The organism is Sphingobacterium kyonggiense (genome assembly GCF_039536825.1).
Lineage (GTDB): Bacteria > Bacteroidota > Bacteroidia > Sphingobacteriales > Sphingobacteriaceae > Sphingobacterium > Sphingobacterium kyonggiense.
Map to the genome: position 1 here is coordinate 97,822 of NZ_BAAAZI010000004.1, position 15,655 is coordinate 113,476.

The following is a 15,655-nucleotide window of genomic DNA, read 5'->3' on the forward strand; positions in this document are numbered from 1 at the left end:
GCTTTTATAGTTTATTTTAAGACCCTCCTCGAACTCGGCTTTGCTCCTCCGAAGGTCCTTTATCTTTAGCAGGTCCTTTCAATTCTTTCCCAAGACGTAGACTTAAGGAGAAGATAAACGTCCGGGAATCCAAATTAAAGTTCTGATTCATTCTTACCGAACCCACATTGGACGTGGTTTGATATTGCATGGTTTTAAACAAATCATTGCCCACTAATTTTAATGTCAGCTTATCGTTCATTAATTTCTTTTGCAAACCCAAGGATACAAATCCAGAAGGCTTCCTTTTAAATACCCCGTCGGATTCGGCTGAATTAAACTGTCCATTCAACTCTACTGTCCACTGCTTAGGCAAGGCAAAGCTATTATTCGATTGAACACTCAAACTCCAACCCCGATTATCAATAACATCCTGATTAAAGGCCCCGAAATAATAATTCTCATACAAACTCAAATTGTTAATGCTCGTCCAGAGGTTTGTAGGCTTAAAAGAGTGATTCAAATTCATCCCCTTATTCTTAAACCCTTTGACATTTGCAACAGTACGAATAGTCAAATTCTCCTCTGGCACCTGTGTTAAAACTGAGGTCATCACATCCTTCACATCGGTATAAAATAAGGATAGGTGTAAATTATTTTTAAAACTATAGTTCAACTCATAGCCATTCGCCAATTCGGGTTGTAACAAAGGGTTTCCCACGAAATAGACAAAGGCATCCACATAATATCGAAAGGGATTCAAATCGTCATAATCGGGCCTGTTAATCCTCCTACTATAAGAAAGTTGCAGCTGATGCTGATCACTAATTTTTTTTCCAAGACTTAAACTCGGAAACCAATTTGTATATTTTTTAGGATTTTTTAATTGACTGGTCAATTGATTCCCTAGGGCATCGGTATTCTCCATACGCAGACCTGCTTGCAGACGCCAATCATTAGCCTCCATACCATAGTTCAAATAAGCAGCATGCAATTGTTCCTCATACAAGAAGTGATTGCTTGTATGTAGATCTTGTACCCACTCATTCGCCCGTAATGTGTCATTAATCGCATTATTATCTGCATTCATAAAGCTACTCTTTGCGCCAAATTCAAGTCGATGCTTATTGGATAAGTGCATCAAATAATCGGCTTTAGCAACCAATAATTTAGTTGTTGAAGGTGTTTTATTCTTTCGTTTGGACAAGTATGGATTTTGGGTAGCTGTTTTTTGAAAATCAGCAATCAACAATTGATCGGCATCAAAGTCGGCTTTCATCACATCGATATCAACACTTAACTGATCATCCCTACTGTTCATGCGCTGTTGATATCCTAGACTTAGGTTATGATTGTTCCATTTGCTCAGATTGGTATTATCTGTCAAAGAATTAGAAGTCATCTGACCATTATTCAACAAGATATTGTTATAACCTTGATTGAAGTTATCATATGTTCCAAACCCAGCAGACCAAAGGAAATACAGATTGGTCTTTTCATTAGGTATAAAATCAACACCAACCTTGAGGTTGTTCGTTTTTAGTGGCTCCGATGTTTTGGAGTATTGCTCTGACCATCGTGATTCAAAAAAGCGATCAAAACTTCGGTATTCTTCCTCACCTCTATATGCATGCTCATAAGAGCCTTGAAAATTCCATGAATTTATTTGTGCATTCATGTTAACCCCAGTGCCATAGCGCGCCTTTCTCCCAGCACCTCCAAAGCCATTCAATGAAAGGTTAATTCCCTTTCTCTTCTCCGTCTTCATCACGATGTTGATGATCCCCCCTAAGCCTTGCGCGTCAAACTTTGCTGAAGGATTGGTGATCAACTCTACACTCTGTAAGGATGAAGATGATGTACCACGCAATAAGGTTACTAATTCCTTCTGCGATAGGTAGGAAAGTTTACCATTGATCATGACCGCAACATCGGATTTCCCACGCATGATGATATTGCCATCATCATCCACATTTAGGCCAGGTGACCGTTGTAATATTTCCAGGGCGGTCAACCCATCTGATAGAACCGAATTAGCCACATTGATAACCATTCGATCTGTCTTCTGTTCAATTAGCGGCTTATTAGCCTTAATGGTGATCGCATCTATCACCTGCAAATCTGGATGCAAAGCAACTTGCAACAAATCCGTCCATTTATTTTCCGCTACAATTCCATTTATGGTTGTATCCTCATAACCCAAGTAACTTAATCTGAGCGTGTAATTTCCATTTGGTAAATTGATGGAAAACGAACCATCCGTATCGGTTGTAAGCTCTTTTACGAGTTGACTTTTATTATTTTGAACTTGAATACTTACTTGAGCCATTGGCTTATTGTCCTCGTTGACAACCTGGGCTTTTATTCCCGATTGCGCATTAGCCAAGCTGGATAAAAACATAAAAAACAAGAATAATTTCTGATGTAATAGCATAGTTTAATTAGTTTTGGCATAATAAAATCTTGTTTTTTCATAGTATAGATATTAATTCCGTACAGGTCTTTTTTTCTTCTTTCTTCTCCCCCACCAGATTAAGAAACCTGTAATTGGCAATGATGTCCCGATAATTCCTGCAAGAAAGGTAGACAGCTTCCCAAACTGTCCCCACCATTGCCCCATGTGCAGTTGCCATACGGTATTCTCCACCTCTTCGTGAATGATATAGGGCTGCTCCACATCTATTTTCTTTCCGGTATAACGGTCATAAACCACATGTTTTAGGTTTTCAGTACTCTTTAGACCACTAACACCTAGCCTAAAATCATAGGCCCCGACCTTTTTTAATCCATAGACCCATATACCAGCATTCTTTTTATCAGGGTGTTCTTCCAAGCTCTGGTAAGCCAATTGTGCATAATCAACTGATTTCTTCTCCTCCTGAACCTTGGGCAACACCTTCTCCATATGCTCAGCTGAACCACCAAAGGAGCCAACGATTAACTCACCTAAGGGATGAAAGAAAATGATCAGCCCTGTCAAGCTCAGTACGAAACAAAGGAGTAAGGAATAGAAACCATAGACATTGTGCAGATCGTAATTCAATCTTTTGAATTTAGCTTTCCACTTTACGGTGAAGCTATCTTGTCTTGTCTTTTTGGTCCATCGTTTTGGCCACCATAAGATTAATCCTGTCACACAGCTGATAAAGAAGATGATGGTCGCTATGGTGACAATCCAACCTCCTACTTTCCCCATCAACATATTGGAATGCAGATGGGCTGTGATGTAAAAGAAATGTCCTGTATAATCAATCTTCAGGATCTCTGCGGTATAAGGATTTACATAGACAAAGTTTAACTTTTCCGACTCCTTATGGAAAGCTCTCACCCGGATGGAACGACTTGGATCTTGAAAGAATACCACTTCAGATATTTGCAGATTTGAATCTGCTTGATGTATTGCCCCCAGAATTTGGTCTGAAGTTACTTTCTCTTTCCCGATGCTTACATGAGTAGCCTTTCCTGCTGAGAAATCCAACAACTCATCACAATAAACGATAATGGTTCCCGTCAAACAAACGAAAACCAAAATAAGTCCAGAAACAATACTTGGCCATAAATGCAGCCAGGCGTTTAATCTTGTAAACCATTTTTTTCCCTTTTTCTTAGCAGGGGCAGAAACCTTTGTCGCAACTGTCGCTTGCTTAGGTTTTGTTTTGAGTTGAAATTCAGGCATCTTGTTTAATGTTAAAAAGTTGCCTGGGCTTTCACCCAGAACAACTCGTACCTATGATTTATGGATTAGAATTTAAATGAGATATTTGCCAGGAATTCAAATGGCTTTTGTGGTTTCCCATAAAGATCCCAGTATTTCAAATTTGTCAGGTTATTGAATTTCAACCCCAGGCGATATTTTGCTTGATCGTAGAATACAGAACCATTAACTACCGTGCTTGCAGGGATGTAAAAATCATCCTGTATGTTCATGATCGATTCACTTTGATAGTTTAGTCCAGCGCCAAATCCCAAGCCTTTAAGACCATTGTCTAAAAACTTATAGGATGTCCATAAATTGGCGACATTCTTTGGAGACCATGCTGATCTTTTACCAACTAAGTTTGCTTCGCTTTTCGTGTATTTGTTGTCATTGTAGCCATAACCCCCAATGATATTCCATCCACGCACCGGGCTACTAATGATATCGACTTCAAAACCCTTACTGTTTAACTCACCATCTTGAGCACTCACGTCATTTAACACCGTCCTCAACTTATCCTTAACTGTAATGTCGTAGTAGCTCAGGGTCGCATTCAGTTTATCACCAAACAATTCCAATTTTGTTCCCACCTCAAATTGATAGGCTTGTTCCGGTTTCCATTTTTGTAATTCTGGAGCGGAATTATCATCCAAGGGATTAGAAATCCCTTGCGAAGGAGGGATATTTCTAAAGCTGTTCATGTAATTGGCAAAAACGGAAACTTGATCTTTTATCGGTTGATAAACTATCCCGATTTTAGGTGAAACATTCACTTGATTATAACCAGCCACTTCTTTGTAAGATGGCTTGGTCTCCTTTTGCTCGATTTTACCGTTCTCATCACGCACTTCAGGTTGTCCAGGATTATACTGGCGTAGAGATCCTTGTCGGAAAGCATTTACCCGAGCACTTAACATCACAAATAGTCGATCTGAAATATTAGTTACATTCGATACGTACGCACTGTAAACTTGGTATTTACTCTCATCTACACCATCCCCATGACTACGTTTTGGTCTAGAAGCATCAACATCCGCTCTAGTTAATGGCTTCCATACCGGATCTGTAACACGAACTGTATCCAGGATCGCAAAATATGGAACCATATACGTGCTCTTATCCGTAAATAGGGTGGCATCCAATCCCAGCAAGACTTTGTTTTTCACTTTTGCAATTTCATATGCCCCATTGAAGTTCTGCTGAATAGCTGTAAAGTTCAAGGAATAATCATCAAAAATGCGGTATCGGCGTTCCACACGTTGATCATCAACGATCATTGGCACCATAAAGACAGAACCCTTATCTCCGGTATTATTAAATAAATAAGAAGTATGTGAAGTCCAATTCTCGGATAACTTATATTCCAATTCAGCTCCAATATTGATATTGCTACGGGCTGTTGCCACATCATTTGAAGTAAAGGAGCGATCATGTGGCATTGGATATTCCTTCATATTTGTATAGGACAGCTTATTGGTATTTCGAAGTAATGCAACCAAAGGTTTGGTCGTATTATAGATATCCATATCGAAGCGTACAGTAGAACGACTATTGGCCTTAAACAACAAACTGCTGGCAAATCCCATTGATCGCTCACGTCCTTCGTTCTGGAAAGAATTATTCAATGTTCCCATCACATTGAAGCGACCAAGTGCGGTTCTGTTTTCATTTAAAGGTGTATTGACATCAGCAGTCAATCTATTCATCCCAAAGCTGCCTGTCAGGTAGCTTACTTCACCTCGGAAAGATTCAAATGGCCTTTTCGTTACATTATTAATTAATCCGCCGTAGCTTGGAGTCTGTGCTCCAAATAAAGTGGCAGACGGACCTTTAATCACCTCTACTCTTTCCAGATTAAACACCTCAGATACGGCCCTTGAGCTTACAGGCATTCCATTTCTTACCATACCCGAGCTTGCATTACTTGAATTGGTAAAACCACGCATAGTAATCCCGTTACCACTATCATTAATACCATTGGATATAACTGCTCCTGGACTCTGAGACAAGGCTGAAATATAATCCGTAGCCCCCAATTCCATCATCAAATCCTTGGTAACCACGCTATATACTTGCGGATTCTCCAAGTTTGCTAAAGGCATCTTCGCCACGCCCTCCGTTTCCTTACGGGCAAATTTATTCCGCTGTATATCCGACACAACAATCTCTCGTAATTGAGTCGAATTGGCCTGAACTACAATCTTTGCTAATTCCAGAACTGCACCCGATTTAACATCCACTTCTTCTTCAAAGACTGTATAATTGGCATAAGTAACTTGAAAAACATGATGGCCAGCTGGTACCTGTAAAGAAAAATGACCGTCAGCTTGAACCGAAGAACTAATTTTAGTATCCTTTATTCGGACAGAGGCATAAGCGAGCGCTTTACCGTCTTTGGTGATAACCTCTCCGTTAATTGTCCCTATTGATTGTCCAAACAACCAAATCGGTAATAGTGTGACTAATAAAAAAGCTAGGGAAGCTTTCAAAGTAAAAATTTTATACATAAACTTATTTAGAATAATTATAAACAACTGCGCAAAAGTATTATTTTTGTTACCGCAGGAATAACAGCTAAGGGATAAACGATAACAAATGAAGGATAATTTAAAGCGCGTAGTACTGGATGATCTATTTGGAAAAACCATCCAAACGGACATGTACCAGCAAGATGATCCTAAGAACAACCTGCATGGATGGAAGAAAAAGCAGGTGGAGAATTCCTGTTTTGATGGTCAGGTCTGGTCTTCCCAATATCCGGATTTACATATTTTCTATTATGAGTGGAACTTGGAAAACCCCTTTCAACTATTAGTTCAGCATGGCAAACCTCTTATAAAAGTGCAGTTTGAACTCGAGGGTCACTCCTATTTTCACAATTACCATGGTGAACCTATTGAAATACCGGCTAAGCATTTCCAATTCATCTTCATGGAAAACACCAAAGGCGAGTTAACTTATACGCATTCCAGAAAAGTATTGGAGCTGTATTTTAAGGAAGAGTTCCTACTTGCCTTGTTGCATTCCCAAGGATATGATAAAGACCAATTGATTAATCATTTCAAGTTGAGCAATTGTACGCTTTTTCGAAAGGCAAATCTGATTCAGCCACAACAAGAGCAAATCATTCAACAATTATTGACTCATACCTATAGATCAGAATTCGCCGTTGATTTCATTAAATCCAAAGCTATTGAACTGCTGTTATCTGTTTTCTGTGGTGCTTGCAATCGATTAAAGTTTGTGGAATGGCCTGAACAAGATCTGCGTATTCTGGAGGAAATAAAATCCTTCCTAAACATCAATTTTGCTCAAGACTTACACTTAGCTCAAATTTCCCGACAATTCGGAATCAATGAATTCAAACTAAAAAAGTGTTTTAAAGAGCTATACTCGGAAACAGTATTTGCTTATATACGTAGAAAGCGGATGGAATATACACAAGGTCTTTTATTGAAAACAAATCTAGAAATCAAAGAAATAGCTTTTCTTGCTGGATTCAAGTATCCACATCATTTCAGCAAGCTTTATTTTGATCATTTCGGTATTCGCCCTAAGGAGGTGCGGAATGCAACAATTAGCAGCAGTAAAAATAGCTAAGAGGCGTTCAATAAGCATATTTATGACAACTTACTTATAAATAAGTCCCAATTTACCGTTACCTTTGTACACTTATTTGAAACAGATGGATATCAAATTGAACACGATTGAAGAAGCAATCGAAGATATAAGAGCAGGAAAAGTAATTATCGTAGTTGATGATGAAGACCGCGAGAATGAGGGTGATTTCGTTACTGCCGCTCGTAATGCTACCCCTGAAATCATCAATTTCATGGCTACTCATGGCCGTGGTCTTGTATGTGCTCCATTAACTGAAGAACGTTGTCGTGAGCTGAACTTAGGCCTGATGGTTAACCAGAACACCGCAGTCTATGAAACAAACTTTACGGTTTCTGTAGATTTACAAGGTTATGGTTGTACGACTGGTATTTCCGCATCTGACCGTTCCAAAACAATCAAAGCCTTAATTGACCCTAATATCCGTCCTGAAGAATTAGGACGCCCAGGACATATTTTCCCTTTAATTGCAAAAGATGGTGGTGTATTGCGCCGTACTGGTCATACCGAAGCATCGGTCGACCTAGCTCGCTTAGCAGGATTTGAACCTGCTGGGGTATTGGTTGAAATCTTGAAAGATGATGGTGAAATGGCTAGACTTCCCGACTTAATTAAAGTTGCTGAACGCTTTGACCTGAAAATCATCAGTATCGAAGATCTTATTGAATACCGCTTAAAACACGACACCTTAATCCAAGAAGAGGTTGCTGTAGATATGCCAACGCTATGGGGCGACTTTAAAATGAAAGCTTTTACACAGAAAAACACTGGTGAACAACATTTAGCTCTTTACAAAGGCGAATGGAAAGAAGATGAACCGGTATTAGTACGTGTGCACAGCTCTTGTGTTACAGGAGATATCTTTGGATCATGCCGTTGTGATTGTGGACCACAATTGCATAAAGCAATGGAAATGATCCAACAAGAAGGCAAAGGAATTATCGTCTACATGAATCAAGAAGGTAGAGGTATTGGGCTGATCAACAAATTGCATGCATACAAATTGCAAGAGCAAGGTGTTGACACCGTAGATGCAAACCTTCAATTAGGATTCAAAGCAGATTTACGTGACTATGGTGTTGGAGCTCAAATCTTGCGCTATATGGGAGTTACCAAAATGCGCTTGATGTCCAATAACCCGACTAAAAGAGCTGGATTAATTGGTTATGGTCTTGAAATCGTAGATAATGTACCTATTGAAATTCAACCCAACCAATACAACGAAGAATACTTGAAAACTAAAAGAGATCGCATGGGTCATACCCTAAGCAATCTGTAAACATATAAAATGGAGGTCGAAAGCCTCCATTTTTATTTAATTCAATTGTGACTTACTGGTCACTATTTTAGTAAAACATTCCTTCTCAAAGGATGTTCTCCTTAAAAATACAGTATCATGAAAAACTCCCTTCTTATAGAGAAAGCTTACCACAATGGCTCTTTTGTTGAATCAGACAAAACTTTCGAAGTCATTAACCCTTCTACACTAAAATCCATTGGTTCTTTGCCCGATCTAACGGTAAAGGATTGTCAGAAATATATAAAAACCGCACATAAGGCTTTTAAGAGCTGGAGCACCACCCCAGTTGGAGAACGCTGTAAGATCGTTCGTAAGCTCTTCAATTTGATTAATGAACATAGAGTTGAAATGGCGGAGATCATGACCTTAGAGAGCGGAAAACCCATCAATGAGTCGCAAACTGAAGTGGATTATGCTAACTCCTTTATGGAATGGTTTGCCGAAGAAGGAAAAAGAGCCTATGGAGAGACCATACCATCATTAGCCGGAAATGCTCATCTGCAGACCATCAAACAAGCAGTGGGAGTCGTCGCAGCGATTACACCATGGAATTTCCCATTGGCGATGATCACCAGAAAAGTAGCACCTGCATTAGTAGCTGGATGTACCGTGGTATTAAAACCGGCCTCTCAAACTCCTTTTTCCGCTATTGCACTAGCGAAACTTGCGGATATGGCGGGACTGCCTAAAGGCGTTTTAAATGTTATTACTTCCAAGGACAGCAAGGGAATTGGAAAGGAATTAGCTACTAGCGAACTGATCCGGAAGATATCTTTTACCGGATCTACCGAAGTCGGAAGGACTTTAATGGAACAAGCGGCATCTACCATCAAAAGAATATCCTTAGAACTTGGTGGAAATGCACCATTCTTGGTGTTTAACGATGCTGATATAGACAAAGCAGTTACTGGTGCAATAGCCGGGAAATTCAGAAATACAGGTCAAACTTGTGTTTCTATCAATAGATTTTATGTGCAGGAAGCAGTATATGACGAATTCTGTTCCAAATTAACCGCTGCCGTTAAGAAATTACAAGTAGGCGATGGTCTAAAGAAACCTACTCAAGTAGGGCCATTGATCAATCAAGCAGGCTTGGATAAAGTAAAGGAGCATGTGGAAGATGCTATAGCAAAAGGAGCAAAAGTAGAAACCGGTGGAAAAGCAATAACAGGATTGTTCTATGAGCCTACCGTTTTATCCAATGTTAGCCCGGACAGCTTGGTGGCAGAGGAAGAAACTTTCGGACCAATTTGTGCCTTGTTTAAATTTAAGACGGAAGAAGAAGGAATAGCTTTAGCGAACGATACTCCTTTTGGATTGGCAGCCTATTTCTTCAGTGAAAATGTAAGACAATGTTTCCGAGTTGCCGATCAGCTAGAGGCAGGTATGGTTGGAATAAATGCTGGATTAATTTCCAATGCTTCTGCTCCATTCGGAGGGGTAAAGCAATCTGGATTAGGTAGAGAAGGCTCGAAATATGGCTTGGAGGAATACCTGGAAATAAAATATCTATGTTTTGGAGATTAGTATAAATCTCCAAAACATTACCAAATATGATATCTTACACCGAACATCAAGTAATTGGGTTCGGTTTTTTCATTTTTAAATTGATATTTCAATTTGTATCCCGCGTAAATAGAAAGATCGACTTCAGGGAAGTAATAGCTTAATCCTGCTTGCCCAACAGCCTTGGTAAAGTTTTCCTTACGACGAATAGGTCCTTCAACCTCACCATCTTTCGTGAACTCATAGGTATAAAAATCCTGACTGATACCAGGTCCTAAGAAAATATTGAACTTTGATTTTTCTTTATTGAAGATTTGAACCAGGTAATCTGCTCCCAAAGCGATATAATCACCGCGTCCATGAACTTGAGCTTGCAAAGATTGCCTGACATCCAGATCATAGCGTCCTTGAACACCAAAACTGGCGTCGTAAGCCGCATCTTCTAATTGCACATCACCATAAAAACCAAATGCCCATTTATGGTCCTGCGCCTTTGCCGATGCCATAAAACATAGGACAATACAGAGTGTTAAAAGCTTCTTCATATAATTTTCTTATTAAACAGCTAACTAGTCAACTTGTTCACCTTTCGATTTTCTATATCGTTTATAGAGTTTTACCAAAATCATTAATAATACGGCCAATCCTACCAATCCCGCTACAGCCACGACCCATCCTAAGGCAGATTTTAACACCACCAAGAAGACAATCGCAAAAAGGATAATGGTAGAAACCTCATTCCAGAGCCTTAACTGGGTAGATGTCCATGTGGAAACACCATCTCGAAGCTTATACATGATTTTTTGAGAAATAAAATGATAGATGATCAATAGGACAACAAAACTCAACTTCACATGCATCCACCCCATACTCAACAAACCCGGACTAACATACAGCATAACCAACGCAGATAGAACCACCAAGTACATGGAAGGCGTCGTGATAACCCACCACAAACGATTCTCCATAGTGATGAATTGCTTATGCAATACCTGGTATTCCAAATCAGATTTCTGTTTGGCCTCCGTATGGTAAACAAATAAACGAGGCATATAAAACAATCCAGCCATCCAGCAAACAACAAAGATAATATGGATCGATTTTGCGTATAAATAAAGCATTTTATGGTAATAAACTTCAAAAATAGGAATATTATAATCAAATATGATTATATGACACAAGTTTTGAAAATCTAATGATATACTAGAAAACTCAAAGGAAAGCACATACAGAATCGTAGAAAATCAACATCTATATCAAATAGATTTGAAGAGTTAATCTTTGCTGGCTTGTGTCTGTTGTCTCACGTCTAACAGCGAAGCGGTCTCACATCTCATATCTAATAGCGTAGCGGTCTCATATCTCACATTTAGCAGCGAAGCGGTCTCACATCTATTTTTAAATCGGGCAGACATTCCGCTGCGCTCAGTGCTGCCCCTACGCGTGGCGGGCTATTGGGCGGTTAGTTAATTGTATAGATAGCACGCTAGGTAGGGGCAGTACTCTGCGAGTTTGAAGAGGGGTTTATCCCCGATGAAAACGAGCGGAATGTCTGCCCGTTATTTGTTATGAAAAACAACAGAATTCAGACAATAGAATTCGGACACTGAAAAAAGATTTGAATTAAGGTATTTGGGTATTGATTATTAGCGGTCGATGCATGCATCGACCCTACAAACAATCGTGAAAATATAGGAGATAATTCCCCTAACTGTAGGGTCGAAGCATGCTTCGACCGCCTTTTAACTAACTATATTTCAACCTATTTACTTAATCTAAATGCATTGTTTAAAGTTCCTTCATCTTCGATTCAGGATGTAAACAACAAACACTAGAGGTGAGGTTTAGGATATTATCTATTAGCGGTCGATGCATGCATCGCCCTACATGAAACGGAAAATCCCAACTTATAACCCACATTTAACTCCCTTTCTATCTCATATCTCATATCTCACATTTAGCAGCGAAGCGGTCTCTCACAAGGGTTTTCTTCGTCACTTATTCGGATCTCCTTCGGAACTTGTTCGGAACTCCTTCGGATCTCGTTCGGTTAGAAGCGAACGAGATCCGAACAAGATCCGTATTAAATCCTTAGAAATTCCTTAGGGTTCTCGAAGCAAACTGAAGGAAAACACGAGGTTGATAGGGCCTTAAGTAGAAGGAATTTCAAAGGAATAGTAATCTGTACAATTCCTTAAAAGGGATCATGTTTTGTAAAATAAATGCAGCTGAAAAAAGTCGTCAGGATTTTGGGTAAAGGTATTTTTGGGGAATCCTTCAGTTTGGTTTAGAAGCAAGAAAGCTGAACCGGTTGGGGTTCAGCTTTCTTTTATTTTAGTAGCGGAAATCTTTGATAACCTCTACAGCATATTTTACATTATCAAATGGGATGTCTGGCATAATTCCATGTCCCAAGTTGAAGATAAATCCTTCTTCACCACGCATGCGTTCAAAAAGATCAAGGATTTTCTTTTTGATAACTGCCTTATCTGCATATAATACGAAAGGATCTAAGTTACCTTGAACTGCCATTCCTTTTGGCAAGGATTTTTTAATGTTCAACAAATCAGCATTCCAATCTACGGATACGACATCAGGATTTGTTTCTGCCATCAAAGGTGCAAACACCGAGCTTCCCTTACAGAAAGAGATGACAGGCACATTTTGACGATTTAAGTTTTCAATGATGTACTTATTGTATTTGTGGGCAAACTCTTGGTAATCATTCCAAGATAATGCCAAAGCCCAGCTATCGAATAATTGAAGGGCATTAACACCGGCCTCAATCTGCATATTCAAATAAGCAATGGTTACATCTGCAATTTTCTGAAGGATATAATGCGCTAATTCAGGCTCATTGTTCAATAAGGTTTTGGTTAATTTGAAGTCTTTAGAAGAACCACCTTCAACCAAATAGCTCAAGATAGTGAAAGGCGCACCGGCAAAACCGATCAAAGGCACTTTTCCATCTAAGCGTTGTTGAATAACTTGAATAGCATCGCCTACGTATTGCAATTTATCCAAACAATCTACGGAAAGGTTTTCAGCATCTTTTAAGTTTCTAACCGGGTTAGCAAAACGCGGCCCTACACCTTGCTCGAAGGAAAGGTCACCTCCCATTGCCTCTGCTGTTACTAAAATGTCTGAGAACAAAATGGCAGCATCAACACCCAATAGATCAATCGGCAACATGGTTACATCTGCCGCAATCTCTGGTGTTTTGCACATTTCCAAGAAAGAATATTTGTTCTTAATTTCCCAATATTCTTTCATAAACCGTCCTGCTTGACGCATCATCCATACAGGAGGTCTTTCCGTAGGCTGCGATAATGCAGCACGGATCAGTAGATCATTCTTTAAATTGTTCACTATATATGTTTATTTACTTCGTTTCTAATTTTTTCAATAATGGATACTTGTCTGGCGGTTAGTTTTAACTTCTCTGCTAAATCCAGGTAGGCTACTACACGTTCGTAATCTTGCTTACGCAGATTAATATTTGCCAGATTGATCAAGACCATTCCCTTTTCATTATCCTTGCGCCAAGGCAATCTGGACGCTAATTGAAAATGGTATTCCGCCTCTTCAATGCGTTCCTCTTTCAAGGCGATATTGCCCATCATAAATTCATAAAAATTACGACGCCCTTTACGCAATTGGTCCGGATTCTTGATCTCGGCTAATAGCGATTTTGTCTTTTCGTAATCTTGTTTATGGAATGCCTGGGTTGCTAAATAAACCGTACCTTCCTTGAGGTAACTCCAAACCAAATAAGCAATCCCTCCAAAGATATATACGGCAATGTTGTAATGCTTAGAATAGATCGCATACAATAGAAAAGCAATCGCTATGGCGATTACTATTTTACGAGCATTGTTCGTCATCGTCCTTAAATCTTGCCCTTAGTGTTGGTTATCTGTAAACTTATACCCTACACCACGGATGGAATGGAAATAGATCGGATGTTTCTGATCAGGCTCAAAATACTTACGGAAAGTAAGGATAAAGTTGTCGATCGTACGTGTTGATGGATAAACATCGTAGTTCCACACTGTCTCTAAAATCTGCTCACGCGATACGGCTTCATTTCTACGTTCAATCAACAGCTTCAACAACATGGTTTCTTTCTTGGTTAAAGAAGAAATCGTTCCGTCAGCATGATGCAATTCAAAAGAATTGAAGTAGATGGTTTTATCACCGATGGTGTAAGAGTTTAATTCCTTTAAATCATCACCCTTCATTCCTCTACGGATAAGGTTGCTCACACGCAGGATTAACTCTTCCAGATTGAATGGTTTAACCAAATAATCATCCGCTCCTTTTTTCAAGCCAGTGATACGGTCTTCTGAACTATTCTTGGCAGTCAAGAACATGATAGGAACTTCAGAGTTCTGTAAACGAATGGTTTCAGCCACTTGGAATCCGTCAATCTCAGGGATCATCACATCCAAGATAATCAGGTTAAAGCGTTCTTCTTTGAACAGCTTTAAGGCTTTCTTACCGTCTGTAGCTGTCGTTACACGGTAGCCTTCAAGCTCCAAATTTAATTTGATGGCTTCCAAAAGATGCTCTTCATCTTCAACTAGTAGTATACGTTGTTTAGCTTGCATAGTTTTCAAATGTTACTTCAAAGATACTTCCAGAAGGTTTATTATCCTTAACGCGAATGGAAGCACGGTGCTTTTGTAATACTGTCTTCACGATATATAACCCTAATCCAGTACCTTTAGTTTTACGAGTAGCTTCGCTTCCTACTCGATAAAACTTATTAAATATAAGTTTTTTTTCTTCATCAGGAATCCCTTCACCATGATCTTCTACCGAAAAAAGCAGGTTTGCACCCTCCTCTTTAAGCTTGACAAAGACTGTTGCACATGGTGGTGAATATTTTACGGCATTCTCAATCAGATTGGTGATGACGTTGGTGATGGCAAATTTATCGGCTTTAATTTCAATATCCGGTTGAATATCGAATTTGATAACCTGCGATTTGCAGGCATTCTTCTGCAATCGGTCGACCACCTGCGCAATCAATTCAGAAACATTGAACACCTCTTTGGGAAGTTGATAGGCACGATTCTCCAATTTGGTAGTCAACAATACATTCTCTACTAAATCATCCAAACGCTCGATATCTTTCAGGGAATTTGCTAAAAACACCTTTTGTTGCTCACGATCTAAATCGCGTTTTAGGATGGTTTGGATATAAAGCTTCACCGAAGCCAATGGCGACTTCAGCTCATGGGTGATGGCCAATAGAAAATTCTGCTGTTGTTGATTGTATTCATGTTCTTGTTTGACATGTTTTTTCAAACGGAATGCCCCCCAAATGAAAATCAGAAAGAAGATTAAGCCTTCTCCTATAATCATACCTTTACGGTCTGGTTCAAATTTGATCAATACAAATCCCCACCAAAGCAATTGGGTAATGGCGTAAAAGAACAAGAAATAAAATAGGAATAAAGCCTTTTTCATACGTATTATTTCAACCGCAAATGTACTTAAATACTGATGGATAAGAAAACAACCAAAATAATATGACAGTAGCCTTAGAA

12 protein-coding genes are annotated in these 15,655 nt (G+C 39.3%); 3 read left to right on the forward strand and 9 right to left on the reverse strand.

What is annotated here, in order from left to right; genetic code table 11:
- Positions 1–16: 16 nt before the first annotated feature.
- The 3 genes from ABD676_RS01555 to ABD676_RS01565 form a co-directional block, all read right to left on the reverse strand.
- Positions 17–2,380, reverse strand: a complete 2,364-nt coding sequence (locus ABD676_RS01555) for a TonB-dependent receptor domain-containing protein (RefSeq protein ID WP_344672914.1) — start codon at positions 2,378–2,380, stop codon at positions 17–19.
- Positions 2,381–2,464: 84 nt separating this feature from the next.
- Complete coding sequence (locus ABD676_RS01560; protein ID WP_344672915.1) at positions 2,465–3,655, reverse strand: PepSY-associated TM helix domain-containing protein; 1,191 nt, start codon at positions 3,653–3,655, stop codon at positions 2,465–2,467.
- 65 nt (positions 3,656–3,720) lie between these two features.
- On the reverse strand, positions 3,721–6,183 hold the full coding sequence (locus ABD676_RS01565; RefSeq protein ID WP_344672916.1) for a TonB-dependent siderophore receptor: 2,463 nt from the start codon (positions 6,181–6,183) through the stop codon (positions 3,721–3,723).
- Between the two features lie 88 nt (positions 6,184–6,271).
- Between ABD676_RS01565 and ABD676_RS01570 the strand changes: the two genes are divergently transcribed.
- The 3 genes from ABD676_RS01570 (at position 6,272) to ABD676_RS01580 (ending at position 10,121) form a co-directional block, all read left to right on the forward strand.
- Complete coding sequence (locus tag ABD676_RS01570; protein ID WP_344672917.1) at positions 6,272–7,276, forward strand: helix-turn-helix transcriptional regulator; 1,005 nt, start codon at positions 6,272–6,274, stop codon at positions 7,274–7,276.
- Positions 7,277–7,361: 85 nt separating this feature from the next.
- A complete protein-coding gene (locus ABD676_RS01575) occupies positions 7,362–8,573 on the forward strand; it encodes a bifunctional 3,4-dihydroxy-2-butanone-4-phosphate synthase/GTP cyclohydrolase II (RefSeq protein WP_344672918.1) in 1,212 nt (403 codons plus the stop codon).
- A gap of 117 nt (positions 8,574–8,690) precedes the next feature.
- Complete coding sequence (locus tag ABD676_RS01580) at positions 8,691–10,121, forward strand: NAD-dependent succinate-semialdehyde dehydrogenase (protein ID WP_344672919.1); 1,431 nt, start codon at positions 8,691–8,693, stop codon at positions 10,119–10,121.
- 17 nt (positions 10,122–10,138) lie between these two features.
- Here the strand turns inward: ABD676_RS01580 and ABD676_RS01585 are convergent, their stop codons facing one another.
- From ABD676_RS01585 to ABD676_RS01610, 6 genes are all read right to left on the reverse strand, one after another.
- On the reverse strand, positions 10,139–10,645 hold the full coding sequence (locus ABD676_RS01585; RefSeq protein ID WP_344672920.1) for a hypothetical protein: 507 nt from the start codon (positions 10,643–10,645) through the stop codon (positions 10,139–10,141).
- Positions 10,646–10,669: 24 nt separating this feature from the next.
- Positions 10,670–11,221, reverse strand: a complete 552-nt coding sequence (hemJ, locus tag ABD676_RS01590) for a protoporphyrinogen oxidase HemJ (RefSeq protein WP_344672921.1) — start codon at positions 11,219–11,221, stop codon at positions 10,670–10,672.
- Positions 11,222–12,434: 1,213 nt separating this feature from the next.
- Entirely contained in the window at positions 12,435–13,469 is a 1,035-nt protein-coding gene (gene hemE / locus ABD676_RS01595) for a uroporphyrinogen decarboxylase (protein WP_425565261.1), read from the reverse strand.
- On the reverse strand, positions 13,469–13,984 hold the full coding sequence (locus tag ABD676_RS01600) for a hypothetical protein (protein ID WP_344672922.1): 516 nt from the start codon (positions 13,982–13,984) through the stop codon (positions 13,469–13,471). The genes hemE and ABD676_RS01600 overlap by 1 nt, the downstream gene beginning before the upstream one ends.
- A gap of 18 nt (positions 13,985–14,002) precedes the next feature.
- Positions 14,003–14,710: a response regulator transcription factor gene (locus ABD676_RS01605; RefSeq protein ID WP_344672923.1), complete on the reverse strand. Its 708-nt coding sequence runs from the start codon at positions 14,708–14,710 to the stop codon at positions 14,003–14,005.
- Positions 14,700–15,575, reverse strand: coding sequence for a sensor histidine kinase (locus ABD676_RS01610; RefSeq protein ID WP_344672924.1), 876 nt, complete (start codon positions 15,573–15,575; stop codon positions 14,700–14,702). Before ABD676_RS01610 ends, ABD676_RS01605 begins: the two co-directional genes overlap by 11 nt.
- Positions 15,576–15,655 lie beyond the last annotated feature (80 nt).

Excerpts from the sequence above, each read along its gene's own strand:
- ABD676_RS01605 (WP_344672923.1), bottom strand. The coding sequence starts at position 14,710 with ATGCAAGCTAAACAACGTATACTACTAGTTGAAGATGAAGAGCATCTT.
- ABD676_RS01610 (WP_344672924.1), bottom strand. The coding sequence starts at position 15,575 with ATGAAAAAGGCTTTATTCCTATTTTATTTCTTGTTCTTTTACGCCATT.
- ABD676_RS01555 (WP_344672914.1), bottom strand. The coding sequence starts at position 2,380 with ATGTTTTTATCCAGCTTGGCTAATGCGCAATCGGGAATAAAAGCCCAG.
- ABD676_RS01575 (WP_344672918.1), top strand. The coding sequence starts at position 7,362 with ATGGATATCAAATTGAACACGATTGAAGAAGCAATCGAAGATATAAGA.
- ABD676_RS01580 (WP_344672919.1), top strand. The coding sequence starts at position 8,691 with ATGAAAAACTCCCTTCTTATAGAGAAAGCTTACCACAATGGCTCTTTT.
- ABD676_RS01560 (WP_344672915.1), bottom strand. The coding sequence starts at position 3,655 with ATGCCTGAATTTCAACTCAAAACAAAACCTAAGCAAGCGACAGTTGCG.
- ABD676_RS01585 (WP_344672920.1), bottom strand. The coding sequence starts at position 10,645 with ATGAAGAAGCTTTTAACACTCTGTATTGTCCTATGTTTTATGGCATCG.
- ABD676_RS01570 (WP_344672917.1), top strand. The coding sequence starts at position 6,272 with ATGAAGGATAATTTAAAGCGCGTAGTACTGGATGATCTATTTGGAAAA.
- ABD676_RS01565 (WP_344672916.1), bottom strand. The coding sequence starts at position 6,183 with ATGTATAAAATTTTTACTTTGAAAGCTTCCCTAGCTTTTTTATTAGTC.
- hemJ (WP_344672921.1), bottom strand. The coding sequence starts at position 11,221 with ATGCTTTATTTATACGCAAAATCGATCCATATTATCTTTGTTGTTTGC.
- ABD676_RS01600 (WP_344672922.1), bottom strand. The coding sequence starts at position 13,984 with ATGACGAACAATGCTCGTAAAATAGTAATCGCCATAGCGATTGCTTTT.